Here is a 25,962-nt window from a genome sequence, read left to right on the forward strand (position 1 = left end):
ATTGCGAAGGCGCGTTGCGCCTTCGCAATGTCTATAAACTTAGCGCCGCTTCAATTTGCGATCGCTCTAAAGCTTGACCGATAAATACCAAACGGGTTTGGCGCGTTTCATCACTAGCCCATAGGCGATCATAGGAAGTCTCAAGGCGATCGCCTACGCCTTGTAACACCATTCGCATCGGTTTATTCGGGACATTGACAAAGCCCTTGATGCGATAGATTTCTTGATCGGAGATCGCTTGTTTCAGCGATGTGAGTAACTGAGTCGGCTCAAAAGCGCGATCGGTAACGATATTAATCGAATTAATATTATCGTCATGCTCATGTTCTTCTTCAGTGTCATGATGACTAGGACGCGAATCTAAATTATCTTCAACCGCAGCATTAAAGCCCAACAAAATCTCAGAGCTAATTTTACCTTCATCGCAAGCAATCACCTTAACGCCCTCGCGCAATTCCTGCTTAAGCCATGAATGGACTTTGTTTTGAGCGTCAACATCCACCAAATCAGTTTTAGTTAATAAAACCAAATCCGCACAGGCTAACTGATCTTCGAATAGTTCTTCAATGGGAGTTTCATGATCGAGATTGGGATCGAGTTGACGCTGAGCATTTAAAGCATCAAGATCACCTACCAATTTGCCGCTAGCAACTGCCTCGCAATCAACAACGGCAATCACACCGTCAACCGTCGCCCCATTGCGAATTTCTTGCCAACGGAAGGCTTGGATTAAGGGTTTGGGTAAGGCTAAGCCAGAGGTTTCGATGAGAATGCAATCAATGCGATCGCGTCTTTTTAGAAGTTCTTGCATTGTCGGCAAAAATTCCTCTTGCACCGTGCAGCAAAGACAGCCATTGGTTAATTCCACAATATTGGGTGTAACCTCTGTGCCATCTTCATCGCACACCCGACAAGAACGCAGCAAGTCGCCATCAATGCCGATCTCGCCAAATTCATTCACTAGTACAGCAATGCGCCGACCTTGATTGTTTTGTAACTGCTCTCGAATGAGGGTAGTTTTACCACTACCTAAAAAGCCAGTAATCACAGTTACAGGTATTTTCGCTGCCATAATTCTCTCTGAAAAATTTTAAAAGCCCATGTTGTAAAAATTTCAAAGTAGGGGCAATTCATGAATTGCCCCTACTTTGAAAAATGATTTAACCCTTAGGCACAGGGAGAATCAAAGCAGAAATATTTGAAGCCAAAAATGCAGCACCAATTCCGCAAATTACTAAACCAGCTGATTTAAGATTAGGCGATACTTGCGAAAAATCACCCTTGAGGACTTTCTGACCAATAAAGAATGCAGCACTCGAAATCACTAACTGAATCGTGGTGAAGCCAACTAAATAAGCAACTAAAGCGGTAGTTTGTGCGCCAAAAATTGCTTCGCCGTAGGCGTAACCATGAAATAGCCCCGCTACTGCCGACAGCGCAACCATGACTAATAGGTTGGGGCTGTTCTTCATTGCCAACAAAACCCCAAATAGCAAAATCGAGCCTGAAACAATCAGTTCAACTACTGGTAGCGATACACCTAGCAAGTGAATTCCCGTACCGAGCATTGCCGACAAAACGAAGGATAGGGGAATGAAAATGCCTTGGGGCTTAATCGCGGCAAATAAACCAACAGTAACGATAAAGGCAAGGTGATCAACGCCGATTACAGGGTGCGCCAAACCTGATAGGAAACCTTCAAAAAAGTTGCTGGGCATTCCGCCACCCATTGCGTGGTGTGCTGATGCGGGGCTGGCAAATAACAAAAAACTAAAAGCAAAGGCGATCGCTAATGCTTTAGATTGAACTGAGGCAAAAATTTTAGATAAATTCATACTCTGTAACTCGCAGATATGGACAAATTAAACTAGTTCTAGCGGGCATCCTGACTTTAAGCACTTAAGTTTAGTTTTTTTTAAAGGCTCTAACAGTTGCGGTACAGCGTTGGACTTTCACCAAACTTTCCCCATTTGCAATTTTGTATCTTTGAAAAAAATTTTGAGCTAAAAAACTCAGAATCAAGTCATAGAGACACTTACATTTGTTAACGGCTGTTCCCCGTTAAAACTAGAACAGTCTTTGACTTTACAATAATTTGACTGCCTTGAGAAAAAATACTTAATAGATTTACAAATTGTGCCGATGACCAGTGAAAAATGGCTAAAGATTATTGGTATTGGTGAAGATGGTTTAGTGGGGCTAAGCTTAGCCGCCCGATCGCTAATTGATCATGCTGAAATATTAGTAGGCGGCGATCGCCATTTAGCGATGTTGCCCGAATTGCTAGAAGATCAGCGATCGCGCATAGTTTGGGCATCGCCCATTGAGTCAACTATTCAACAAATTATTAATTTGCGCGGTAACCCAGTATGTGTCCTAGCCAGTGGTGATCCGCTTTGGTTTGGGATTGGCACAACTTTATTAAAAAGAATTCCCATTGAAGAGATATCAATTATTCCTTCACCTTCTACTTTTAGCTTAATTTGTGCTCGGTTAGGTTGGTCATTAAACGAAGTGGAAACCTTGAGTTTATGCGGTCGTCCCGCTTCGATTTTACAATCTTATATTTATCCAAACGCTAAACTTCTGATTCTAAGCGCAGGAGAAGAAACGCCTCAGATTGTGGCAAAGATTTTGTGCGATCGCCATTTCAGCAATAGCAAAATTACTGTTTTAGAACATCTTAATGGAACTAAAGAACGCATTATTTCTGCTGTTGCCAATCAATATCAAAACTTTCCTGAATTTGCGGATCTTAACGCGATCGCTGTGGAATGTATTCCCAATCCTGAAGCCAAAATTTTATCGCGGATGGTAGGTCTGCCCGATGATGCTTTTTGCCATGATGGACAATTAACTAAGCGCGAGGTTAGAGCGATTACCCTATCAGCCCTTGCCCCCAATGCTGGCGAATTACTTTGGGATGTCGGGGCTGGTTGCGGCTCGATTGGCATTGAATGGATGCGAAGTCATCCCCGTTGCCAAGCGATCGCCATCGAAAAGTCCCGCACCCATTTCATCGCTGAAAATGCGATCGCCCTTGGTACTCCGAACCTCAGAATTATCGAAGGCAAAGCTCCTGAAGGTCTGCAAGGTTTACCCACACCTGACGCGATTTTTATCGGTGGTGGTGCGACTGTCCTAGATTTGTTCGAGACTTGCTGGGAAAATTTGCGATCGCAGGGGCGTTTAGTTGCCAATGTAGTCACCCTTGAGGGCGAGCAGAAATTATTTCAATGGCAGCAAAAATATGGCGGTACGCTTACGCAAATTTCGATTAGTCGTGCTGAAGCGATCGGTTCTTTTCTCGGCTGGAAACCGATGCGTCCTGTCACGCAATGGCAAGTAATAAAACCATTTTAAAAGTGTTGATTCGCAACACTTTTAAAAAAATTCTGGTAATAAAAGCATTTTGAGAATGTTGCAAAGCAACATTCTCAAAATGCTTTTAGTCGGGAGTTTAACCAAGCGATCGCCTCTTCAATACTTGTTACCTTTTCGCCTTCAGGCATCGCAGGACGTTGCACCATCACAATGGGAATTCCTAATTCCCTTGCGGCGATAATCTTGGCATAGGTAGCAGCACCACCGCTATTTTTACTAACGATCGCTTCAATTTGATATTCACCCAATAATTCTCGTTCCTGCTCTAAATTAAAAGGTCCGCGATCTAGCAATACCTTGCTATTGGGAAGTTCGATGTCAGGTGGATCGATGGAGCGCATCAAATACCAAGTATCTGGATAGGTCTGCGATCGCTGCCAAAATGGCTCTAATTGTTGTCTTCCTGACGTAATAAATACCCGCTTTACCGATTCAGGAATTGCTTGAGCCGCAGCTTCTACAGTTTCCACTTCGATCCAATTATCGCCAGATTGTTTTTCCCATTGCGTACGAACGAGCATGAGGTGAGGGATTTGAGCAAGCTGAGAGGCGATCGCGCCATTATTCGTAATCTGTCCCGCGCAAGGATGAGTGACATCAATTAAAAAATCAATCGCGTTCTCTTTCAAATAATTAGCTAATCCCTCCGCACCACCAAATCCGCCAATCCGCACTTGTCCGACTAGAGCGGAAGGCTTTTTGGTGCGTCCTGCGAGGGAGCTAATTACTTCTATTTGAGGGATATTCGCTAGTTGAGCAGCAAGTTTTACCGCATCACCAGTACCTCCTAAAATGAGGACTTTTTTAAGGATTTTTTTCATGATTGGGTTAAGTGGCGTTTCGCGCCGCCTAAATAATAGCAATCCCCCCTTTAGGGTGAAGATTATGGAGAACTATCAAGCTTAATATATGTTCACATTTTGATACGGCGTAGCGTAAAGCCTTAATAAAGCTTTACCGACTACACAAAGCTATATAAAGCAAAGCTTTTAGTTTTAAACATAATTAAAAGCAATCGAGGTAATTAAATATGACAGTTTTAGACCAATATTTTCAACTTTCGGATCGCGCCAGTGACGATGAAAAAGCATTTAACCAATTAGTAGAGTTATTTGCCGAACAAGCCGAAGTTCAACCTGCGGGGGCGCGGAAAGTCATAGGTAGAGAGGCGATCGCTAAGCTATATCGGCAATTCTTTCAATCTTATTCGGGGATGCAACGTGTCTGGACGACCAGAAAGACGGAAAATGGACTAGAAGCTATTTGGGCGATCGCAGGCAAGCGCGATAGTGGCGAACTATTTGCGATGCAAGGCAGACATATTGCCGAAGTTGATGCCCAAGGCAAAATCTACGCCTTAGAAGTTCATGTCTCCAAAGCTAACTAATCTAAATCCTGAAGAATTTCTCGAAAGTTTCGATAAATTTGGCATTCACTTAGGTCTAGAGAGAATTCAACAATTACTTAAATCTCTTGGATCGCCACACCAAAAAATTCCCGTGATTCATGTTGCTGGCACAAATGGAAAAGGTTCCGTTTGTGCTTTTTTGCTGTCAATTTTGCAGGAAGCAGGTTATCGAGTTGGGCGCTACACCTCTCCTCATTTACTAGATTGGCGCGAGCGCATTACCATCAATGGTCAATGGATTAGTGCGGAAGATTTACAGACGGCTTTGCATCAAGTTCAATTAGCAATTGATGCAGAATTTCCGCCAACCCAATTTGAGGTGATTACGGCGGCGATGTGGTGGCATTTTGCCCAGCAGAAATCTCAACAAAATTTGGATATTGCCATTATCGAAACGGGGCTAGGTGGTCGATTGGATGCTACGAATGTATGCGATCGCCCGTTAGTTTCCGTAATTACGTCCCTTGGGTTGGATCATTGTCAGCAATTAGGCAACACTCTGGGCGCGATCGCCTCAGAAAAAGCGGGCATCATTAAACCCCAATGTCCCGTAGTAATTGCCCATCACGATCGCGCGGGCTATGATGAAGCGATCGCCGCCCTACAAACCAAAATTCACGAAACCCTCGCACCTATCGCTTGGGTAAAGCCTGCGAAGCGCTCAGATGATGGCTATGGCGCAGTTTGGCAAGATCTGCACTATTCTCTACCCTTACTCGGCAATCACCAACTCATGAATTCCGCGATCGCGATCGCCACTATCCAAGTTTTGCAAAATCAAGGTTGGCTAGTAACTAACAAAGCAATTCGTCAAGGGATGGCAAATACACAGTGGGCAGGAAGATTACAGTGGCTGGAATTTGAGATAGATGGCAAGCTCCATAAAATCCTAATTGATGGAGCGCATAATGTCGCTGCGGCGGAATATCTAAGACAATTTGTCGATGAAAACTTTCCTGATCATCGTAAACATTGGATCGTTGGTATCTTAAATACTAAAGATCAAGCGGGAATCCTGAAGGCGCTTTTACACCCAGATGATTTATTGTTTTCCGTCCCAGTTCCTAACCCTGCCACCACTGCGCCTCAAGAATTAGTCGCGATCGCCAAATCTATTCTTCCTATTTCTGCTTTTGTTAATTCAAGTTTAGATCAAGGAGTAGAAGCTGCCTTTAAAGATAGGCAATTACCCGATCAAATTCCTAATATGGTGATTCTTTGTGGTTCTTTGTATTTAGTCGGAGAATTTTTTCAAAAATATCGCGATCGCTTCCAATATTAAAAGATAAATCTCTGCTTTGCACAGCTTTATCTTTTAATATCTTTCCCTAAAGAAATCGACTAATTTATCATATTCAATTTCTAATTGCTTAATCATAGTTTCCAGAATCTGCATTCGATTAACATAATTTTCGGATTTACAGAAATGTTGAATTTCCTTGCAAATTGCGACTAATCTATCCGCACCTAAGGTTCCACATCCACCTCTCAATGAATGATTTTCAAATCTAATTTTGGCGATATCTAATTGATACAAAGATGTCAACATTTGCGTGATAGATTTTCTGGATTCCTGTAAATAAGATCTAATAATAACCAATAAATTAGACTCGCCTATACATTGTTCTATAGCATTTAGAGTAGAAATATTAATAACTTCTAATCCCGACAAATATACTTCGGGTGGTAATGAGTAATCAAAAGAATCCTCAGATAAGTCATCACTCATTTGAGGATTTAAAGAACTTATGGTTGTTTCTATAGTTGATATATTACTTGATGAATTATTTTCAGATACCGCTGAAAGTAATTGTTGAGTAAATCGATCTTCTTGGGATAATTTCTTTAAATTATTGAGTAAGTCTTCAATTTTTAAAGGCTTGGTGAGATAGTCATTCATCCCTGCGGCTAGAGCCTCCTCACGAGATTCGCGAAAAGCATTAGCAGACAAACCAATAATCCAAGGATTGCGATCCGAAAACTTACGAATTCGTCGGCAAGCCGTGAGTCCGTCCATCATTGGCATTTGAATATCCATAAAAATCAAATCATAGGATTGTCTAGTTACGGCTGCTACCGCATCTATACCATTACTAACGGCTTCTCCCTTGTAACCTAGCTTTTCTAACATTAATAAAATAATTTGTTGATTGACGATATTATCTTCAACTATCAAGATTTTTAATGGATAAGAAAATGCAAAATCATTATCAAATTGAGATTTATCTGGCTTTTCGATTCCCACTAACTCTTGACTAGATGAATTATTTGTCAAACTTGTTAGTACTTTATATAGCTTCGATGGGGTAACTGGCTTGGTTAAATAGCCTGCAAAATATCCTTTAAAGTATCCAACAAAATTTTGATCATCCGCAATATCACCATCAGCTACAGAAATCAACAAAACAATTAGTAAATCAGGAAATATCTCTTTAATATTTCTGACTAAATCTTTTTCTTGAACGGATTTTAAATGATAATCAATTAACACTATATCAAAATCCTTGATTTCCAAATATTGCAGCCCTTCTAATTCTGAATAGGCAGACTGGACTTGCATTCCCCATGCTTGCCCATAGGTTTGAATCATTTTCTGCACAAGGCAGTTGCTATTAATTACGAGAATGCTTTTATCCGCTAGTTCGGGGTTGATGGCTATAGGAGGAATAGCGATCGCCTTAGCCTGAATCGTAAAACTAAAAGTACTACCTTTGCCCGCTTCGCTGACCACATCAATATCGCCACCCATCAGGTTGCAAAGCTGCTTGCTGATGGCTAAACCTAGACCAGTCCCACCATATTGACGGGTGATCGAGCTATCAGCTTGACTAAAAGACTTAAATAATCGACCAATTGATTCAGGCACAATTCCAATGCCCGTATCCTTTACTTGAAATGTTAATTGGCATAAATTTTGCTCAGGATCAACGATCGCCGAACTAACAGTAATATCAATTTGTCCATACTCGGTAAACTTAATCGCATTACCAATCAGATTTACTAAAATTTGCCTTAAACAAGTTGAGTCCCCAATAATTTGCGGCGGTACATCTAAATCGATTAAGAGGGATAATTCTAGATTTTTCTCTACCGTTCCCGATGACATCAAGTCCAGAATTTCTTCAATGCAATGATATAAATCAAAAGCTTTCTCTTCTATTTCTACACTTCCCGCTTCTATTTGCGAAAAATCAAGAATTTTATTGATTACAGACAGCAGGACTTCTCCACCTTGGCGAATGATGGAAACAATCTGTTTTTGCTGATTTGAGAGAATGGTATTACTTAAGATTTCAGTCATTCCAATGACTGCATTCATGGGAGTGCGAATTTCATGACTCATCGCTGCGAGAAATTCACTTTTCGCTTTATTAGAGGCTTCTGCAACTTTGGCATTTGCCAACTTTGCTTCATTAAGTCTATGTTCAGTAATATTTTCAACACTGACAACAAAATGGAGTGGATTGTTATTAATGTCTCGGACTAAACCTACTCGACTTATAGCATCGATCGCCTGACCATTTTTATGCAGATATTGCTTTTCTACTAGAGTATTGGATATTTCCCCCGAGATTAATTTATTTAAGCTTGCAATGGTTAATTCGATATAGTCAGGATGAGTTATATCAACAGCATTCATTTGTAATAATTCCTCCACCGAATAGCCATAGATCTTGCTTAGGGATTGATTAACAGTTAAAAACTGTCCCGTTAAGCTAAGAGTTGCCATACCAATGGGAGCATTATCAAAAATTGCCTGATATTTGCTTTCACTCTGTTGTAAATTACACACCAAAGTCAGTCTTTCGACTAGGTTATAAATACTTTGGCGTAAAAAAACAGCACTAACATTTTTGTTTAAATAGTCTGAAACCCCTAGTTTAATCGCCTCTGTAGCCAGAATTTCATCTTCATCACTAGCTAAAACAATTACAGGCAACCTGCGATTATTTGATTCTTTTTGAATACTTTCTAAAACTTTTATGCCGTAGTTATGAGGCAAATTGATATCAATTATTAAGACATCAGGACTTTGCGATCGCCATAAATTAAGGGCTTCTTCTCCGTTGTCAGCCTCTAAAATCTGATATCTATTACGATTTTCTTCCCCTATATAACCACAATGAATAGCGCGAATACTCGCGCTTTCTTCCACAATTAGAATTTTGATAGGCAAATTAACCTCACACAAGTTATGAGGGGAAATTACGGGTTCTGAATAATTAAACATTAATTATTTAACAACGCCTTAACAATTCTTTATTAAAATAATAATGGCATAATTTCAGCCTTTATTCAATCAGTATTAAGGATTAATTTATTAATTAAATACCTTAAAATATGAATAATGAAATATTACCCTTTTAAAGTCAATTAAGCTTGTATTTTGTCTGATTTTTAACCAATAAGAGACAATAACTAAAACCGCTAAAGTTTATATTAGTTGTGAACTTATTATCATTCTTTATAAACTAAATTTATATAGCAAAGCAAGTTTTGCTTAGGACATAAAACCAAAAAAGCGAGTGGCGGCGCGAAGCGCCGCCACTCGCTTTTTTGGTTTTGGTTTGTACTACCTAACTCTTGCTTTGCTATAGCAATTTTTGATCAAACAAATTAATAACTTTTAAAAAGTGTTGCTTTACAACACTTTTTAAAAGTTATTAATTTGGATTTAAATGCAAAGCCCTATAAGTAAGACTTTAAGCCCAATCATCTTGCCCTTCATCTTGAACTAAATAAACCCTACCGATCGCATGAATCGCTCTAGTTTTAGCAAACAATTCTTCTTCAGAAAGCTGCCAATTAGCCACAATTTTAAGCAAATCAGACTGAATATCTCTTGCGCCGAGGAAACCTTTATAACGCACAATTAAACGCCCTAGCTCCGCATATTCACGGTTACTAGGATTATTTTGAGTCAATAGTTCATTTACTATTTGGCGATCCTTCGTATATTGCGGATGTCTTTGATCTTTTATTTCTGCCATGACTTTCTATACAAACAATTAAGGGTGCGCGGCAAAGCCGCGCACCCTTAATTATTTACTAATTTACTTTCTTAAAATAATCACTTCATCGCCAGTAACAGGGCTACGAGCAATCAAATGATTTGCCTTATCAGCAACTAATAATTTCTTGAAATTGAGCGATCGCGACCTACTTTGCAGATCGTTGACCAGTTGAGCTTGTTGAGTGGGTTCTAGCTCATACCAGCCCTCATTAAGCGCCACAATCAAGCGTCCGCGCTTAAAATTGGTCTGCACAGAACCCAGCAAAGTCTCGCCATATTGCTTAGCCACTTCCGACACTTGAGTCTGAATTTTGGCGATCTCAATTTGTTCAGAGGTCAAAGGCGCATCGCCGCGTTCGGGCTTGACCAAATCCTTAACTGACGGAGCCTTAGGAGCTTGCTTTTGAGCCACCTTGCTAATGGGGACTGGAGCGGTGGCAACCTTCTTAATGTTTTGGCTATGGGCGTGAGAAGGCTTGAGAATTAAAAATAGTGAAAACAACGTTACTAAAGCAACTGTACCTGCACGCTTTTCTAAAATGCGCTGTACATCACTAGAGAGAGGTACTTGCGAAGCAATCCCACTAATTGAGCGCCAAATGGGAGCCGTTGCCGTTACCGTCTTTTTCCATGCATCATTCTCCTGAAGCTTTTCCCACGACTCCACCAAAGAAGGGGTAGAAGCCGCTTTAGTCGAAGCCTTTTGCCAAACATTAGTGGCGATCGGATCGAGTTTATCTACAGAAAGCTGTAAAAATGCCAAGATTTTAGGTGTAACTTGCTCTTTAACAAATTTCCAAGCGATCCCAAATTCTTGTTTAACCTGCTGGGCTAATTCCGAGGACGGCTCATTAGAAGCATTTAGAAAAGCGACTGGTTCACCAGACTCATCTAGAGCTACAGGTTGATTTTCTAAGCTTTGTTGAAGTTTTGTTAAAGCAGAAATCAAAGTAGCGATCGTCTTAGCAGAAAGAGTACGCCCAGTCTTTAGCACCTTATCTAAGGTAGGGTTACTAGAAAGTTCACTACTAGCCTCGACACTTGATACATCTAGCTTAGTTTGCAGGTTACGCAGAGCAGGGAGCAAACTTTTAACAAGCTTAAGTAGTAGCGCTTGCAACTGTGGCTGCACCTTTGTCCAAGTTTGCCCAACTTGCTTAACAACGCCTTCAAGTACCTCTTTGGGTTTGTTATCTGTCACTTCTGCCTCCTGTCACGATTCACATACGATTGCCAAGTAAGGTATCACAAATTATGCAGGGAGAATAACATATCTACTGACGGTCATTTATGATACATAACAACTATTTATGAAATATGATCTTATCGCAATAGCCAAAAAAAGCAGTCTATCATCTCAATTTTTGTAACAACTACATCATTTTGCTTAACCTACTTTGGCTTTATAGTTAACTAAGCCTTATAACTTACCTCTCCAAATCTCAATAAATATTACTGAAATATCATGCGTATTCTTGCTCTAGCTTGGGAGTTCCCGCCACGCATCATAGGAGGGATTTCTCGTCATGTAGCAGAGCTATATCCCGAAGTAGTTAATCTCGGGCATGAAGTTCATCTGATCACCGTTGCCGTTGACAATGAACCGCTTGAGGTCATAGTTAATGGCATCCATGTCCATCGCATACCCGTTCCCGAAAACCATGATTTTTTTCAGTGGATTGTGCAAATGAATGCCAATATGTTGAAATTTGCGCGATCGCTGTTATCTGAACAATCCATAGACTTAATCCACGCCCATGATTGGCTGGTCGAAGAATCTGCGATCGCCATCAGCACAGAATTTCAACTTCCCCTCATTTCTACGATTCATGCCACCGAATATGGTCGTTGCAATGGTATTCACAATGACACCCAGCGATATATTCATCATCGAGAAATCCGCTTAACTCAAGCATCTCAGCGCGTTATCGTTTGCTCAGAATACATGCAAGATGAGCTACAACGCGCTTTGTACTGCCCTGCTGAAAAAACTGATGTCGTTTACAACGGCATCAGCGTTGAGCGTTGGCAAAATATTGTCGATGCCCATCAACTAGAGTTCGATCGCCACGCCCTCCGAGCGCAATATGCTAAACCCGAAGAAGCAATAATTTATTATGTAGGACGAATTACCTTTGAAAAAGGCATCTATGTTTTGCTGAATGCCATGCCTAAGGTAATCGCTACGATGAAAGACAATGTGCGCTTAGTGATTATTGGCACTGGTGATGCCTATTCGATACTTTTGCAACGTCAAGCGTGGGACTTAGGAATTTATCACAAGGTATTATTCACAGGATTTATGGCTGATGCCGATTTCTGGAAATTTCAGACAGTCGCTAACTGTGCAGTATTCCCTAGTCTCTACGAACCATTTGGCATTGTTGCTTTAGAAAGCTTTGCCGCAAAAATGCCCTTGGTAGTATCTAACACTGGCGGTTTACCCGAGGTCGTAAGACATGGCGTAACAGGAATTGTCACTAAAGTTAATGATTCCACCTCTCTCGCAGAAGGCATAATTGAGATTCTCAGCAATCATGGATATGCCAAGACTTTAGTCGATAATGCTCAGTCAGAACTGAAAGAGCGCTTTGCTTGGGGCAAATTAGCATCCCAAACGGAAGCTGTATTTACCAAAGTCTTAAAAGAATAGAAGAAATTAAATGTTTTCTTGAATTGCCATTGCTTTTTGAAGTACTACAGGAATCATCGAAACCTTATTTTGTAAAGGCTGACGAGAACCTGTCTGAGAAGGCAAACACGAAAGAACCACTGTTAAAAAAGCTATTGCTACCATGCTGCCAACAAAAAATTGAGCAAACCATGCTTCGTTAACATCATGCACGGATTTTGGATTAGGCAAAGACATAATGATGTTACTTGAATTATTTTTCGATCAAACGAACCAAAAGAAACTTTAAAAATTTCTTGTTTTGGCTTGAGCGCAAAGCGCTGCAAACCACTAAAAAACTGACTACTAATTAACAAATGGGGTTCCCCAAAAACTCCAGTTCTCTTTGTTAAAAGGTGATCGCCATTTCTCGATCAAACTCCTTTCGAGCTGCTGTCGAGGGCGAGATGAAGAAGGAGCATCCCACCAAAAGGTCATGACAACTTGGATTGGTTGATTGTGGGTTATATGTAACTCTCGATAATTTGTAAGATATCGCTTACAGTCATGAATCCCTTTCCATCTTTTGCTGGAACGACAGGTCTCCCCTATATACAATAGCACGGGTGACTGTGCGGGCGAAACTAAATCGATAACAAAGTATATACAAGCATCTCCCCCATCTACACTAGGTAAGCGATAGAATTCAGCAGGCTGAATGGGTAAACTGAAAGGACTAATTACGTGAGGATCGCAGTGACTAGTAGGCATTTCAAAAAGTGTAGTCTGTGTAGTAGGGATCGCCTTTAGGACAGCTTCTTGATATTTGGCGATCGCTTGTTTCCACTCCCCTAATGACCGACTTCCCATTTCATAGCTAGCACCACTATCATAAACCCGTCTACTTCGCTCAATTTCTTCCCCAAAAAGCGATACCTGTTCATAATTGAGTGAATTTGATTCACCAGCTTTGTTAATGCTGTAAGAAGTATAGCGATCGGTCATTTATTTGAAGTTTCAATTTTAGGATTTACTCAGCCTAAATAGAGTTGTAAAAAGCTTCCAAGATAGGCTTTTTACAACTCTATTTAGGTAGTAATCAAATACATAATGCAATACGCATTTAATGAGTCCAACGTTTATCTGTTCTTAGAGGACTATTAACTGGAACAAATATCATGTCAATTTGCCACAGAGCCTTATCCAAAGGTCGCCTAATAAATCCACATATGTCATAGGTTACCCAACCTCGGTCACTCAGCCAAGCAACAATATCAGCTAATAAAGGAGTATCTTTATGAATATCTAATAAACTCACCTCAGCCAAAATAACCTTAATTCCAGCCAAAGAATTCTCAGCTCCTTTAAGAACCTCTAATTCATACCCTTGAACATCTAGTTTTAGTAAATCAGGACTAAGACCTGCAAAGTTTTCTTTGACTATCTGATCTACAGTTCGCATTGAATGAAACGAAACTGGAAAATTCTGAGGTATATTCTCCACAAATACAGAAGAAGCTGTCTCAGATTCATTAAATGCGACATTATCCCGTATTTCCGCTCCTAACAATCCAGAAAAAATTTGAATAGCTGGGTTTTTCGATGCAAATTTCTGTAAATGAGCAACTTTATGCTCAAGAGCCTCAAAACAGCTTATTTTAGACTGCGGCCATATCTTTAAACAACATTGAGCAAATTCTCCTTCGTAGGCTCCCACATCAAAAATATGTTGCGGTTGAAAACCTAATTTAGAAAGACGATTTAAAGCAACAGGTATTTCAGGAACGCCAAGTCTATGGGCAAGATAAGATCTAACTGAGGATCTTATAGACCAAGGGTTATAAGTTAATCTAGACATATTAGCTCTATGATATTTGTTTTGAAATTGATGTAAGAGTTACAGGATGTACAGATCATACTTAACTACTTTAATTTTAAGACTCAAGCTATGACATTATTTATATTTTTACTTTTTCCAGCGATTGACTAAGCGTTTCCACCAACGATTTTGCTTTAACTTCAATCTAGCACTAGTCCAATCTACTAAGCTATCATTAACATCGTGGTCGCCTAGCTGGGATTCTGGCATCAATCCTGTCTCAATTTTTTCAATAAGTTGAGGTAATGCTTCATAAAATTCTTTTGAGCGATAAGGAGGATGTAAAGACCACATTCCAGGTGAAGCTCCCAGAAAATCGATCCTTGACAAATTTTTCTCCTGCATTGCCTCAGTTAAAACTTCTTCTGGAAGTTTATAAGGATAATTCCCTTCCACTAGAGCTTTAAATATTCCTTGGATATGGGCATACTTAACAGGTAAATACTGCACTTGAGATATAAATCTATTTCTGTCTAGCAGAAACAGTCTAGTACTTAAAGTATCAAACTTAAAAGCAGGTGAATAATATGGTTCAGGATAGGCTATTTGCGATCGCAAAGTTCCATCACGAGTAGGGGGACCGGGGAGAGGAGAACATATTAAAACATCTTGCCTTTCATTTAATAATTTGATCGCCTCTTGCACCCAAGTCTGACTGCCCCCACCAAACATTAAATCTGAGTCTAAATGGAATACATAGTCATACCTAGCACTATACAATCCAAAGAAATACGAATAAAAAGGTCCTCCTCGAAAATCTTTAGGGGGAATATCTTGTCCCTTAAAAAACATATTACTTACATTAATTTTGGCGTTAGCGGAGTAATCAACCTCTTTGAAATGTGCGTGAGAATATTTCAAACAAATATCATCAATCAAATTCTTAATTCTCGGAAGATTATCTTCCCAGCCAACAGCGAATCTTCCCGCACTACGATGTAAGTCCAGCGTTAAAAGTATTTCGTCTACTTGATTACTTAGTTGCTTTAGCTGATGCGGTAATATGTGTTTAGCATGAAGCCAATCACTTGGAGCTAAGTTAATTTGTAGGGTAACTTTTTGGCTGGATTTCATGTATTTTTAGTTTGCTTTTATTTTAATTATAAAATTTCCTTAACAAGTTGCCTAATCTTCTCACCTTCAATTTCCCAGCAAAAAATTTCTCTAGCAGCCTGAAGCGATGATAGCTTATAAGTACGCAATTCATTTGGGTCGCTAATCATATCATTGATAGCTTGGGCTAAAGCGATCGGGTCATTACTTAAAACTAGTTTTCCTATTTGAGAGTTATCAGAAATTATCTCACTTTGACCATCTGTATCAGTAGCGATTATTGCTAGACCAGCCTGTAAATATTGAAAGAACTTATTAGTAATTGTAAGATTTCTACTTGATATATTACTTACTTCTAATGCTAATCCAATATCATGTTCAGATATTCGAGATAGTAATTCATTATTGGCAACCGTAGGGTGAATAAATATGCGATCAATCCATTCACTAGGAATTTGTTGATTTAATTTTTGACGATAATCTTTAGGACAGTTACCACGCAAATGTATTTCTATTGGATAACAAACATAAGGTAAGGCTTGAAATAATGTCTCTAAACCCCTACCTGCTCCTATAGTTTGAGAAAACCAATGAATTGAAGGTAAATTTGGATCTCTGCGATCGCCTACCTTGCCATCTATTCGTGTTCTTTCTTCCCAAGGAAAAGTATTGTAAATTACTGTGGGTAAGTTTGATTGATAAGCTTTTGCTAAATTATTAGCCATAGCGGAAGAAGTAGTTAAGCAGTAGCTACATCCGTTGATTAACTTATTTTCTAAGATTTTTAATTGTTTAATAGGACGATCAGCTCTAGCATCAGTTAAAAGATCTTCAGAGAACCAATCTTCAAAATCTACACCTACTCGAAAACCTTTATCAAGTAAATGGCTGCCAGCCCAAAGTCCTCCTTCAGAGTGAACAATCGTTAAATCTGCTTTAGCTTTCTTGGCATACTTGAGCATTTCTTTAGCCCCATAGCCCAATAAATCAGGAGAAAAAATCCCAAATCTTCGGAATATTTCTCGAGCAAATCGCGATCGGAAACGAAACATCCAGTTGTTAACTATATTATTTGGTTGAAAATCAACAATTGGTTCAAATTTCCATTTTTTGTTTAGAATGAGTAGGCGATCGCGTTCGATAAAATTCGGATCAAACCAAATTCCAGCAATAGTTACATCATGTCCACTCTTAGCTAAAGCTTCAGCTTCTTTATAAGGACGAGGAGCGTTACAAAGATGACCTCCAATTAAAATAACTATTCTAGACATTCATCAGTATCTATTACTATTTTCATCTGTGTTTCTTTTAATCTAAGAGCTGTTTGTCTATCTAAGAAACTCCAAAGCAAAGGATAAGATTTAATCGCTTTAGCACTCTCAATAGCTAAGAATGGTCTTTTTATACTATGGGCAATAAAAAATAACCAATCTGGCAAAGTCGCATATTTTAATATCCATAAGCAATCAGGGCAATTTAAAACTACAAAGAATAAGACAGATGTTGATTTAGCTTTTTTGGAACGAGCTTCTAACCAAGCTTTTTTAGCTTTTTCAGCTTCAAAGGTAAAATTTTTAAAATAACTTGCTGCTAATAAAACTTGCATTTGAGACCAAGCAATACGATTCTCTTGACGGGATGTTTGTAATGTTACAGCAAAGTTAGCACAAACTTTTGTTACTAAGAGAATGGGATACAGAAACGCTCTCTCCCTTACGGGTTCAATTGCAGCAAATTCAGTTTCATCTGGAACTATGTAATTACTTGCATTGTGAGATCTAACTATAGAGGAACCGTTAGAGTGCAATGCTCCCATTATCTGCTGCTGTTGACCCCAATCAAACAACTTAAAATCAACATTCTTTTGGTAGTTCCATATATTTTCTCCAGTATCTTCCCAGCCACCTTCTGGTAATTCTTGCCAAATTCTCATATTTGACCAAGCAATTTGAACATTAGGATAATGATGCATTGCTTCAATCATTGTTTCTAAAAAATTAGGCTCCCACCAGTTATCATCTTCTAATAGACTTATAAAAGGTTCTGACACCTCTTTGAAAATCAAATTAAAAGACTTTACTGCTCCTAAGTTCTCAGGGTGACTTATAAGAATAAGTCTATTATCAGAAACATTTTCAACTAATTGCTTAGGGAAAAAATCATTGGGATCATCATTATGAATCTCACATACCCAATCTTTAAAGGTTTGCTGGAGTAAACTATTTAAAGCACGTTGCAATAACTGGTTTCTACGGTAAGTTAACAAATAAACACGACATAATGCCATAAGAAGTTAAAAGACTTTTTGATAAATACGGTTGTGACCAACATTCAAAACATTAACAAATCCCAACGAAGGAAGAATATCACAAGCTTTGGCTACCACTTCATAGCCTTTCCAAAAACTGCTTCCTGGATTGTAGTAATTAGCGTCATCCATTACCAAAAAACCATTTTTTTCTACACGATGACCATAATTATTTATGTCAGATTTTACCCCTTCATATGTATGGTCTCCATCAATATATATTAATGAAAATTTTTCTTCACCAATAGACTCAAGCACATGTTTTTCATTTGAAAACCCTTGGATCATTCTAACTTTTGAAAATTCCAAATCAAAGTGAATGAAGAGTTGTTTTATAATTTCTAAATAATCATCATCGGGATAAAAGTTGCCAGATTGTATCTCTTGACGAAATTTGAAACTAATTATTTTTTTGATTCTTCTTTCCCAGACTGATTTAGGCAGAGGATTACCTCTAAGTGGGGAAATAGCAGCAATAGATAAATCTAAGTTTAAGTTAGAGGATAGCAATGCAAAAAGTGAAATTGTTTGTCCTTTGAATACACCTATCTCTAATATTTTGGGACAAGTAGTGTGTCCTAATAAGTGGATAACTATCAGATACCACATGTAATGAAAAGCTATGTCACCAAATCCTAAGCTATTTCTTTCGATATACTGTCTATGATCAACGAGTAATGGAAACTCTAAAACAAGCTTAGAAAAATCAGAGTAGATACTATCATTGTGTTCGGCTGTATTTTTATAGGTACTTATTCTTTCCGAAAGTGAATCTCTTATTGTCATAGTCAGTCACTTAAATACACAAAAATAGATATTGTATGATTGCATCAGATATAGTTTATTTAGAATAAAATAGATGATCATTGATTAAAATTTTGCTGTTTACATCTAAACCATCATTTGCATATGCAGTAATTCTGTTTCATTTACGAGAAATACAAAAGGCATAAGCCCATGCTTAGAAGCTTTGGTTTCTCGTGAGTCAATTAAGATTCACTAAGAAAAACAATTTGCAATAAGTTGATATTAAGGATTGAAAATTGTCTTAAAGAGCAACTAGGCAAAAAACTAATGTTGTTTAGTAAAAACTAAAATCATAATAAACTATATTATAGTTAGACTTTTAAAGATTTATCCTCAATTACTAAATTTTACTAGATTGAACCATTACTGTCAAACGAACTTTTAAAAAATATTCTCACAATAAATATTTTCTACCAATTTATAGAAGGTATTTATAAATTGCTTAAAAATTTTCTAAATAAGGTCAATTAATGATTCAATAATTTTTTGCTAACAATTTATATGAACAAACTTTTCTAGATTGAATAATTGACAACAACCCAAGTTTATTACAATTGATTATCAACCAAAAAAGGAATTATCCTTGAATTCATATGTCCATGTTTGAATTCTTTTAGCGCATTTCCACCCCAAAAAATACGACAAGAATTCAAATCTTGGACTTCCTAAAGGTTTGATGTTAGAGCCTCCAAATTGTTTGATTTTTTCCTCTGACTTTTTTATTAAATCATACGCTTCTGGATAAAGTTCATATATAAATCGTTGAAAAAAATTAGCACAGGCAAGCCTTGTTCGCTCACTATCTTCCACAGCTAATAAGTTGTTTGTACATAAATCAACGGATAAATAGACCGATTCCAGAGCTTGACGAGATTTTGATCCACTCAAGCTGCCAGAAATACCTGACCGATAGTAAGATTTAGCCCCTGCACAGAATTTGACCTCTTTACTAGCAAGAATAATACGGCAAAAGTATTCTCCATCATCGTTTAAAGATATTTTTTCATTCCATATACCAGCCGATTCAGTTATATTTCGCGATACAAGCCAAGCTCCAGGGTGCATCATCAAATTCTTTTCCCAAGCAGTAACTAGCCATGTAATTGGGGACATATCCGACCATAAAGATTGTGGCGTAAATACAGCTTCATATGGCTTTTGATAAAATCTAGCCCATTCACCTGACACCGAATAATTTGAGAGTGGATTAAAGTCTAAAAGCTTTAACTGACGCTCGATTTTATCTGATGCCAACAAATCATCCGCATCTAGATATTGAATGAAATCCCCTTGTGCTTCTTTTAAAGCTCTATTTCTAGCTGCACTTGCACCTTTATTTTGTTGGTTTATTACCTTTACTTTTTTTGATTCGTACTTTTTGGCGATCGCTAAAGTGTCATCTTTAGAACCATCGTCGACCACAATAATTTCTATGTTTTGCCAAGTTTGAGATAGAGCCGAATCTAATGTTTCTGATATGTATGGCGCAGCATTGTATGCTGGAATGATAGTTGAAACTAATGGCTTCATATTATTCTTAGTTTAAACAAATAAAAAATCATCTCTTTTGAGTAGGTTTCTAAATTCAGAGCTTGGCGGAACTATGTTAAATTTTTTATAGATTTTTTGAACATGTCTAAATTCATAACATTTAAATTTCCACATTTTAGCAGGTTCGTAAGCTTTCCATATTTTTTCCTCATAATCAGCTTTCCATAGCTCCTTATAACGTTCATTTACAGATTTAGCTTCTGATTGAACTCTAGCTATCGCTAAGGGATGCTTAATATGACTTTTAGTTTTTTTGACGAGCAATCGCATCCATAGTTCTGCATCGATCGCACAGTTTAGCTCTTCCCATATTGGTTGATGAATGCTACTTTTCCAAAATGATGAATGGGAGGGGATTATCCCACCAAATCTTAAGTACCTATCAAGAACCAGAAAACTTTGATCGTATCTAACTGATTTATCACTTTCATTGAGAATTAAAGAGTCTCCATAAATAAAGTCTTTGTCTGTCTTAAGAAAATTCTTAGCCACTTTGTACAAACAGTGAGGTAGATAAAAATCGTCACTATTTATCCAACCAAAATACTCTCCACTCGCTATACTAAACCCAAGATTAATAGCATGTCCCTGACCGTTGTCCTTTTCGCTTTGCCAAAAACTAATCCAAGGACTATATTTTTCTAATATCTCTCTAGTACCATCATTAGAGCCTCCATCAAAGATTATAAGCTCTAAATTTGGATAGTTTTGCAATAAAACGGAACGTATACACTCCTCAATATATTCGCACTGGTTATAACTTGGTATTACGATAGATATCTTTGGTAAATTTAGATCTTCATGTAAAGGCATACTGGTTTCTATAGTCCATGGCCATCCACTCTTACCTTCTGAAGATGGTAGTTTTTTTAGCAATCCTTCTTGTGAGAAAGGAACGCATTTTAGGGGGATACTGACTCCTTTTAAAAGAAAATTATTACAATAATCTTTCAGATCTGGAATTGCTATAGAAATCATATTAAGGAACTTTTTTATATTGAGATTGTACAGAAAATTTTTGGCTAAAGCATTTTACTTACCTACTTGCTTCCATCCATAGCGAAAATACCAAGACTTAGAATCTGAAACGTAGTGGTGCAGTATAGCTTTTGGATGAATTACTTCCTCTCTTTTGGGCATCACAATGTAATCTGAATCTGAGACAACAGTACAAGTTTGCCTAGCCATAATCATGGCGATAATTGCTTGCTCTTGATAGTAGCTAGTACCTTGCTGTTCTATCATTGTTTTACACCAAAACTCTATCTCATCCCAATCAATATCCTCGCTTTTTAAGCCACAAATACCTACATTTATGCGTTCTGGTACGGTTGTTTTAGCTAATGAATCCATTAAAGCCTGCGAATAGCCATAGGATGTTTGCACATCTAGCATATAACATGGTTGGGTTGGATTTCTTATCCAATCTATTATCACTGTAGGGGGCTTAAAGAATAACATATCGGAATCAAGAATTAATTTCCACCCATGATTACCCACATGGATATCTGTTAACTTACGAATATTAGGATAATTGTCTCGTCGTTCTCTTAAATATGGAAACTTACTTCGTGGCAGATGCTTGTTAATACATTCATCAATCTCTGATTTAAGATTAATTTTAGCATTTGGGAAGATGCGGATAATTTCATTTTGATATTCATGGGATAGAGAACCATCATCATAAATAACTGGACTTAATCTATATTCCTTTGATTGCGTTGACATTGAATAAGCACAAAAGCAAGTCTGATACCAAAATTTTTTTCCTGTTAAAAAATAAATTTCTAAAAGTTGTTGGTTTAATAGATCGTTAGAATTGACTTGATTATTTGTAATTGGCTCTAGATTATAAGCCGCTCTCTGCATATTAGATTTCTGGTGTTCATCGATTAAAGAATTTACAATTCCTTTGCTGAAAATTCTTTCAAAAAAAGACTTTGGAGCATAATAAAATCTGTAAATTAAAGAACCTAATTTTAATCTTTTTGCTAATTTGTAGAAATCTGTTCTCTTAAGAAAAACTGCCATGACTATATAATTATGTGTATGGTTAACTTAATAGACGTCTGCATTCATCAATCGAAAAAAATTAGAGTATATAAAAATATTACAAGCGTTTTCAAGTTAAATGAAATGAAAAACTTACAAATTACTACTTTAAATTAGCTAAGCCTTCGAAAGTGCCACATGAACCTTTCCAATGGATAAATGCTTCTGGATTTTTCCAAGCCTGATAGCTGAAAAAAGATTTTAATTTCCTAGGGAAAACACTCCAAGCGGGTATTTTCGCCCAAGGTCGAACATTATGAAAGTCTAGTACCTCAATCCAAGAGCGACATGATGCATAGTTTAATCTGGCAAGGTAACTTTTTGTTAAACGGCGGGCAGAAATTAGATGAGTTAGCTTTAATTGGGGAAAATATCCAACGCCCCATCCTGTTTTTAGTAAAGTTAGATTGATATCGCAATCTCCGCCTGACTGTAGGCTATTGCCTGTTCGATCTAATGCCTTTCGATTAAGATTATTTGCGATAGTGTCAGCATACAATGTTGCTGCTGCTTTTCGTAATACCATGCCTGCACCAATTGGGGCAAATAATGGATGTTTCATATCATCGGAAGTTTGCTTGTTATAAAAATAAGTCTGTACTTCTTCTCCTAAATCTCTTAGTGCAAGACAAACCCAAAATTTTTTTACCCAATCTTCAGGATCGACCTCAAAATTTGGTAATATCTTGCCACCAATCGATCCTAGAGAAGGGTTCTCATGCATTATTGTATAGGCATTCTCAAGATAATTGGGTTCAAGAATATTGTCGTCATCGACAAAAATTAATATCTCACTAACTGATGATCTGATACCACAAAGGCGAGCATTGGTAAGACCAATAAGGTCTTCTCTAATATGTCGAGAGTTTATATGCCAGCTAATATCGATTGCCCCACAAAGCATTTTTGTACTAGCATTATCTATCAATAGCAACTCCCAATCTTGTTTAGGAAGAGTTTGTTCTTTCAGGGATTCAAGAACTTTACTAATATAGACTTCTTTGGGATTATGAGTACAGACAATAACAGATATTTTTTTCATGGTTACTAATGTATTTTTAAATATATCTAATAATTATAGTTAGTCCCGTATTTCCTCATATATTAGTGCTAGCAAAAAAATAATGAAAACAAGCAAAGTGCATTATGGGTAAATCCTAAAAATCTATCAAATAAAAGATTTTATTTTTTTGTCAATTTGTTTTCTCAATTTCATAAATGGCATTTCAATAAATTTAAAGCTAAAAAAAGCTAAAATACAAGAAACAAGAATACTCAAAAATAAATACACTAATACAGGTAAGGAATTGCCGAATATTACGTATAGAAGTTGCTGTAAAGGGAAAGAATATATATAGATTCCATAAGATAAATCATAACGAATTTTAAAAGTAAATGCTTGAAACCCATAAATAATTATTAGAGAAATCAAGATCGGACTTATTCTCTCATATCCTCCAAATCGAAGGCTTAGAATCGCTAAAATCAAAACAAACAAAACGCCTTTTATATCTATTTTTATATTTTTTCTAAAAACATATAAAATGCTACCACAAATATATGATGTATATGCTTGTAATCTACCGATATCATTCAACATAATAATGGTAGGTCCCTCATTTAATCCAGAGGTTTTTACGACAAAAAGGGCAAAGAAATATAGAAAAAATAGCAAAAGAAGGACTTTATTATTTTTAAATATACCTAATATTCCTCCTAACAATGTAAAGGTATAGCAAACTATTTCGGGGAATAGACTCCATAAACTGCCATTAATCGACTCTTTATAAGCAGATATTTCTAAAGTGTTTCCAATATTCCACTGTCTTATATTGACTAAGATATTGTTCCAAATATAGCTTAATGATTGTTGCCAGTAAAAACCGCTTAACGTCTGATTGTTTATTAGATATATAGTTGGAGAAATAATAAATGCTGTAACTACTAAGCAAGCCCAAAATCCTGGAATAATTCTAAAGAGTCGATGATATATAAAGATAAGAGGGCTTTGGCTCCGCTCAAAGCTAGCTGTAATCAAATATCCACTCAAAGAAAAGAACCCCATTACTCCCACAGTACCTAAACTAAATGAGGATTTGAAATTCATAATCTTTTCAATTGGATCATTAACTCCATAACCTCCAATAAGGTATCCGTGTGTAATTACCACAAATATAGCTAATATTAATCTCAGTAAATCGAAAGCATTTTCATTATATTTAACCGTTTCTGTGGCTGTTCTATCGATAGAGTCATTCATATAATTCTAATAAATTTTCAACTTGTGGATTTGCGAAATTTTATTACTTTTGCTGGAACACCAACAGCGATCGCATAAGCAGGTAAATCACTTGTTACGACTGCACCAGCACCTACCACACATCCATCCCCAATGTTTACCCCTCCTAAGACGGTCACGCCCGCTCCAAGCCATACATCATCGCCAATATTTACTGGCAAAAGAATATCTGGTTGAGATCTAATTCTAGTATTTGCGTCTGGAATTGTATGATTTGAAGATAGAATTCGGCAGTGCATTGCAATTAATGTATCTTTGCCAATTTTTACTCCGCCATGACCATAAATCACAGAATATGGTCCTATAAAAACATTTTCATTGATATAAATAGATCCTCCCCAACATTCTAAATTTACCCCATTACAAATTTCTGATTTTGAACTTATATGTATTACACCTTTTTTGTTATGGGAAAATCCTAATTTTACTGTAATATTTTTACCGACGCGACAACTATAATCAACATCTATACCAATTTGCTTTAATTTCAAAATTTTATACCAATTAGAAATTGCAGTTATGTTACTAATAATGGTTAGCATGACAGTTTTTTATTTAATTTAATAGTGTTTTATTAGCACTAAATCATTTGTAGGTTTTTTAGCTTGGGAAATATATCTCTACACTTAAAATTAATATATATGTGATTTCTAATCAATCCAGAATAAAACAAATTTTTAAAACCTTTATAATCTATGATTTTCTAATAAATTGCTGTATCTGGATAACTAGTAAAGCAGGCAATACAAACTTCAGAGCAGCAAGCAAAGCGTTGTTAGTTAGAGGTGGATTACCACCTAATGATTGACTAAACTCAAGGGCTTCTAAAGCGAAACGCTTATCTCTTAATTTTAAAAAGTTTCTTGCCACTAGTTCTAACTGATCTATGATTACCCTATCTACAACAGCTTCATATGTTTTGGAATAATTTTTTAAAAAATGTAATCTACATTTCCAACATCTATGCTGATCATAACTTAGCCCTCTTGAGTGTCTTAAAGAGAAGCCAAGTACTTCCTCAATAATTGCAAATCTAGCTCCTGCACCAGCTAGACGAACATATAGATCGGCATCTTCCCAGCAGGAAATTGATTCATCAAATCCACAAACTTTTAAAAAAATGTCTCTTCTACAAAGAACATTTATTACCCCAACTGGGTTAGCGATCGCAGCAATAAGTGAATTACTTTGAAATTCTTCGTTGTTGTATTTCCAAGAGATAATAACCTCTCTTGTTTGCTCATCTATCCAATCAACATTACAAATTATTACATCAGTATCTTTATCTATTCTATCCTTTGCCTTCTCTAGATATTCGAGGTGAAGAAGATCATCTGCATCATGAAAGTGAATCCACTCGCAACTGCTTGCTTTTGCTAATTGATTCCGAGCGTGTGAAACACCCATATTTTCACCTCCCACAATCACTTTTGCCCCCAGAGATTTAGCTACCTCAGCAGTATCATCTTTACTACCATCGTCATAACATATAATTTCATCAAAAGGAACAGTTTGAGCTTTAACTGTTTCCCACAATCGAGGTAAATAGTGCTCTGCGTTATAACACGGAATAAGTAAGCTACACGAATTCATAAT

The 25,962-nt window shown here is 37.2% G+C and carries 24 protein-coding genes and 1 riboswitch; of the genes, 4 read left to right on the plus strand and 20 right to left on the minus strand.

All coding sequences use genetic code 11. The annotated features are described in order from the left end of the window. Positions 1-31 precede the first annotated feature (31 nt). Both cobW and H6F42_RS06685 read right to left on the minus strand, forming a co-directional pair. Entirely contained in the window at positions 32-1,072 is a 1,041-nt protein-coding gene (gene cobW / locus H6F42_RS06680) for a cobalamin biosynthesis protein CobW (protein WP_190398581.1), read from the minus strand. Between the two features lie 88 nt (positions 1,073-1,160). Then, complete coding sequence (locus H6F42_RS06685) at positions 1,161-1,835, minus strand: HupE/UreJ family protein (protein ID WP_190398582.1); 675 nt, start codon at positions 1,833-1,835, stop codon at positions 1,161-1,163. Between the two features lie 22 nt (positions 1,836-1,857). Continuing rightward, positions 1,858-2,023: riboswitch (cobalamin riboswitch) on the minus strand. Positions 2,024-2,142: 119 nt separating this feature from the next. Here H6F42_RS06685 and cbiE point away from each other — a divergent pair. Continuing rightward, positions 2,143-3,363 carry a precorrin-6y C5,15-methyltransferase (decarboxylating) subunit CbiE gene (cbiE, locus tag H6F42_RS06690; protein WP_190398583.1) on the plus strand — a complete coding sequence of 407 codons (1,221 nt, stop codon included), beginning with the start codon at positions 2,143-2,145 and terminating at the stop codon, positions 3,361-3,363. 74 nt (positions 3,364-3,437) lie between these two features. Here the strand turns inward: cbiE and H6F42_RS06695 are convergent, their stop codons facing one another. Next, entirely contained in the window at positions 3,438-4,205 is a 768-nt protein-coding gene (locus tag H6F42_RS06695; protein ID WP_190398584.1) for a cobalt-precorrin-6A reductase, read from the minus strand. A gap of 209 nt (positions 4,206-4,414) precedes the next feature. Here H6F42_RS06695 and H6F42_RS06700 point away from each other — a divergent pair, with 209 nt between their 5' ends. Together H6F42_RS06700 and H6F42_RS06705 are read left to right on the plus strand one after the other, a co-directional pair. Beyond that, positions 4,415-4,771 (plus strand): ethyl tert-butyl ether degradation protein EthD, encoded by a 357-nt coding sequence (locus H6F42_RS06700; RefSeq protein ID WP_190398585.1) that lies wholly within the window; start codon positions 4,415-4,417, stop codon positions 4,769-4,771. After that, positions 4,752-6,074 (plus strand): folylpolyglutamate synthase/dihydrofolate synthase family protein, encoded by a 1,323-nt coding sequence (locus H6F42_RS06705; protein WP_190398586.1) that lies wholly within the window; start codon positions 4,752-4,754, stop codon positions 6,072-6,074. Before H6F42_RS06700 ends, H6F42_RS06705 begins: the two co-directional genes overlap by 20 nt. Positions 6,075-6,107: 33 nt before the next feature. On the opposite strand, the gene H6F42_RS06710 is transcribed toward H6F42_RS06705, so the two are convergent. The 3 genes from H6F42_RS06710 to H6F42_RS06720 all read right to left on the minus strand — a co-directional run bounded on the left by H6F42_RS06710 (position 6,108) and on the right by H6F42_RS06720 (position 11,007). Then, positions 6,108-9,023: a response regulator gene (locus H6F42_RS06710; protein WP_190398587.1), complete on the minus strand. Its 2,916-nt coding sequence runs from the start codon at positions 9,021-9,023 to the stop codon at positions 6,108-6,110. Positions 9,024-9,495: 472 nt separating this feature from the next. Beyond that, positions 9,496-9,783, minus strand: coding sequence for a DUF3288 family protein (locus H6F42_RS06715; RefSeq protein WP_190398588.1), 288 nt, complete (start codon positions 9,781-9,783; stop codon positions 9,496-9,498). A gap of 63 nt (positions 9,784-9,846) precedes the next feature. Next, a complete protein-coding gene (locus H6F42_RS06720) occupies positions 9,847-11,007 on the minus strand; it encodes a hypothetical protein (RefSeq protein WP_190398589.1) in 1,161 nt (386 codons plus the stop codon). A gap of 264 nt (positions 11,008-11,271) precedes the next feature. Here H6F42_RS06720 and H6F42_RS06725 point away from each other — a divergent pair, with 264 nt between their 5' ends. Next, positions 11,272-12,459, plus strand: a complete 1,188-nt coding sequence (locus H6F42_RS06725) for a glycosyltransferase family 4 protein (protein WP_190398590.1) — start codon at positions 11,272-11,274, stop codon at positions 12,457-12,459. 6 nt (positions 12,460-12,465) lie between these two features. Here H6F42_RS06725 and H6F42_RS06730 read toward each other — a convergent pair whose 3' ends face one another. The 14 genes from H6F42_RS06730 to H6F42_RS06795 all read right to left on the minus strand — a co-directional run bounded on the left by H6F42_RS06730 (position 12,466) and on the right by H6F42_RS06795 (position 25,959). Beyond that, positions 12,466-12,675: a hypothetical protein gene (locus H6F42_RS06730; protein ID WP_190398591.1), complete on the minus strand. Its 210-nt coding sequence runs from the start codon at positions 12,673-12,675 to the stop codon at positions 12,466-12,468. 108 nt (positions 12,676-12,783) lie between these two features. Further along, positions 12,784-13,422, minus strand: coding sequence for a GIY-YIG nuclease family protein (locus H6F42_RS06735; protein ID WP_190398592.1), 639 nt, complete (start codon positions 13,420-13,422; stop codon positions 12,784-12,786). Between the two features lie 118 nt (positions 13,423-13,540). After that, positions 13,541-14,275: an FkbM family methyltransferase gene (locus H6F42_RS06740; protein WP_190398593.1), complete on the minus strand. Its 735-nt coding sequence runs from the start codon at positions 14,273-14,275 to the stop codon at positions 13,541-13,543. Between the two features lie 108 nt (positions 14,276-14,383). Further along, entirely contained in the window at positions 14,384-15,370 is a 987-nt protein-coding gene (locus H6F42_RS06745; protein ID WP_190398594.1) for a hypothetical protein, read from the minus strand. A 26-nt stretch (positions 15,371-15,396) separates the two neighbouring features. Further along, positions 15,397-16,620 (minus strand): glycosyltransferase, encoded by a 1,224-nt coding sequence (locus H6F42_RS06750; protein WP_190398595.1) that lies wholly within the window; start codon positions 16,618-16,620, stop codon positions 15,397-15,399. Further along, on the minus strand, positions 16,608-17,636 hold the full coding sequence (locus H6F42_RS06755; protein WP_277873819.1) for a glycosyltransferase: 1,029 nt from the start codon (positions 17,634-17,636) through the stop codon (positions 16,608-16,610). Before H6F42_RS06755 ends, H6F42_RS06750 begins: the two co-directional genes overlap by 13 nt. Before the next feature lie 6 nt (positions 17,637-17,642). Then, positions 17,643-18,443, minus strand: coding sequence for a class I SAM-dependent methyltransferase (locus H6F42_RS06760; RefSeq protein ID WP_190398597.1), 801 nt, complete (start codon positions 18,441-18,443; stop codon positions 17,643-17,645). 582 nt (positions 18,444-19,025) lie between these two features. Beyond that, the gene (locus H6F42_RS06765; protein ID WP_190398598.1) at positions 19,026-19,994 is read right to left on the minus strand and encodes a glycosyltransferase family 2 protein; all 969 of its coding nucleotides are present in this window, start codon (positions 19,992-19,994) and stop codon (positions 19,026-19,028) included. A 12-nt stretch (positions 19,995-20,006) separates the two neighbouring features. Next, complete coding sequence (locus H6F42_RS06770) at positions 20,007-20,993, minus strand: glycosyltransferase family 2 protein (RefSeq protein WP_190398599.1); 987 nt, start codon at positions 20,991-20,993, stop codon at positions 20,007-20,009. A gap of 54 nt (positions 20,994-21,047) precedes the next feature. Beyond that, positions 21,048-22,046, minus strand: a complete 999-nt coding sequence (locus H6F42_RS06775; protein ID WP_190398600.1) for a glycosyl transferase — start codon at positions 22,044-22,046, stop codon at positions 21,048-21,050. Positions 22,047-22,170: 124 nt separating this feature from the next. Then, complete coding sequence (locus H6F42_RS06780; RefSeq protein ID WP_190398601.1) at positions 22,171-23,109, minus strand: glycosyltransferase; 939 nt, start codon at positions 23,107-23,109, stop codon at positions 22,171-22,173. A 126-nt stretch (positions 23,110-23,235) separates the two neighbouring features. After that, a complete protein-coding gene (locus tag H6F42_RS06785) occupies positions 23,236-24,327 on the minus strand; it encodes an acyltransferase (RefSeq protein ID WP_190398602.1) in 1,092 nt (363 codons plus the stop codon). Between the two features lie 17 nt (positions 24,328-24,344). Next, the gene (locus H6F42_RS06790; RefSeq protein WP_190398603.1) at positions 24,345-24,908 is read right to left on the minus strand and encodes an acyltransferase; all 564 of its coding nucleotides are present in this window, start codon (positions 24,906-24,908) and stop codon (positions 24,345-24,347) included. Positions 24,909-25,059: 151 nt separating this feature from the next. Next, entirely contained in the window at positions 25,060-25,959 is a 900-nt protein-coding gene (locus tag H6F42_RS06795; protein ID WP_190398604.1) for a glycosyltransferase family A protein, read from the minus strand. Between the last annotated feature and the right edge of the window lie 3 nt (positions 25,960-25,962).

It is taken from the genome of Pseudanabaena sp. FACHB-1998 (assembly GCF_014696355.1).
Taxonomy (GTDB): Bacteria; Cyanobacteriota; Cyanobacteriia; order Pseudanabaenales; family Pseudanabaenaceae; genus Pseudanabaena.

Bases quoted from the DNA above. Each gene is read 5' to 3' on its own strand.
- H6F42_RS06765 (WP_190398598.1), bottom strand. From the start codon at position 19,994: ATGAAGCCATTAGTTTCAACTATCATTCCAGCATACAATGCTGCGCCA.
- H6F42_RS06745 (WP_190398594.1), bottom strand. From the start codon at position 15,370: ATGAAATCCAGCCAAAAAGTTACCCTACAAATTAACTTAGCTCCAAGT.
- H6F42_RS06695 (WP_190398584.1), bottom strand. From the start codon at position 4,205: ATGAAAAAAATCCTTAAAAAAGTCCTCATTTTAGGAGGTACTGGTGAT.
- H6F42_RS06715 (WP_190398588.1), bottom strand. From the start codon at position 9,783: ATGGCAGAAATAAAAGATCAAAGACATCCGCAATATACGAAGGATCGC.
- H6F42_RS06740 (WP_190398593.1), bottom strand. From the start codon at position 14,275: ATGTCTAGATTAACTTATAACCCTTGGTCTATAAGATCCTCAGTTAGA.
- H6F42_RS06775 (WP_190398600.1), bottom strand. From the start codon at position 22,046: ATGGCAGTTTTTCTTAAGAGAACAGATTTCTACAAATTAGCAAAAAGA.
- H6F42_RS06785 (WP_190398602.1), bottom strand. From the start codon at position 24,327: ATGAATGACTCTATCGATAGAACAGCCACAGAAACGGTTAAATATAAT.
- cbiE (WP_190398583.1), top strand. From the start codon at position 2,143: ATGACCAGTGAAAAATGGCTAAAGATTATTGGTATTGGTGAAGATGGT.
- H6F42_RS06795 (WP_190398604.1), bottom strand. From the start codon at position 25,959: ATGAATTCGTGTAGCTTACTTATTCCGTGTTATAACGCAGAGCACTAT.
- H6F42_RS06780 (WP_190398601.1), bottom strand. From the start codon at position 23,109: ATGAAAAAAATATCTGTTATTGTCTGTACTCATAATCCCAAAGAAGTC.
- H6F42_RS06685 (WP_190398582.1), bottom strand. From the start codon at position 1,835: ATGAATTTATCTAAAATTTTTGCCTCAGTTCAATCTAAAGCATTAGCG.
- H6F42_RS06770 (WP_190398599.1), bottom strand. From the start codon at position 20,993: ATGATTTCTATAGCAATTCCAGATCTGAAAGATTATTGTAATAATTTT.
- H6F42_RS06710 (WP_190398587.1), bottom strand. From the start codon at position 9,023: ATGTTTAATTATTCAGAACCCGTAATTTCCCCTCATAACTTGTGTGAG.
- H6F42_RS06705 (WP_190398586.1), top strand. From the start codon at position 4,752: ATGTCTCCAAAGCTAACTAATCTAAATCCTGAAGAATTTCTCGAAAGT.
- H6F42_RS06700 (WP_190398585.1), top strand. From the start codon at position 4,415: ATGACAGTTTTAGACCAATATTTTCAACTTTCGGATCGCGCCAGTGAC.
- H6F42_RS06760 (WP_190398597.1), bottom strand. From the start codon at position 18,443: ATGACAATAAGAGATTCACTTTCGGAAAGAATAAGTACCTATAAAAAT.
- H6F42_RS06750 (WP_190398595.1), bottom strand. From the start codon at position 16,620: ATGTCTAGAATAGTTATTTTAATTGGAGGTCATCTTTGTAACGCTCCT.
- cobW (WP_190398581.1), bottom strand. From the start codon at position 1,072: ATGGCAGCGAAAATACCTGTAACTGTGATTACTGGCTTTTTAGGTAGT.
- H6F42_RS06790 (WP_190398603.1), bottom strand. From the start codon at position 24,908: ATGCTAACCATTATTAGTAACATAACTGCAATTTCTAATTGGTATAAA.
- H6F42_RS06730 (WP_190398591.1), bottom strand. From the start codon at position 12,675: ATGTCTTTGCCTAATCCAAAATCCGTGCATGATGTTAACGAAGCATGG.
- H6F42_RS06725 (WP_190398590.1), top strand. From the start codon at position 11,272: ATGCGTATTCTTGCTCTAGCTTGGGAGTTCCCGCCACGCATCATAGGA.
- H6F42_RS06735 (WP_190398592.1), bottom strand. From the start codon at position 13,422: ATGACCGATCGCTATACTTCTTACAGCATTAACAAAGCTGGTGAATCA.
- H6F42_RS06755 (WP_277873819.1), bottom strand. From the start codon at position 17,636: ATGGCATTATGTCGTGTTTATTTGTTAACTTACCGTAGAAACCAGTTA.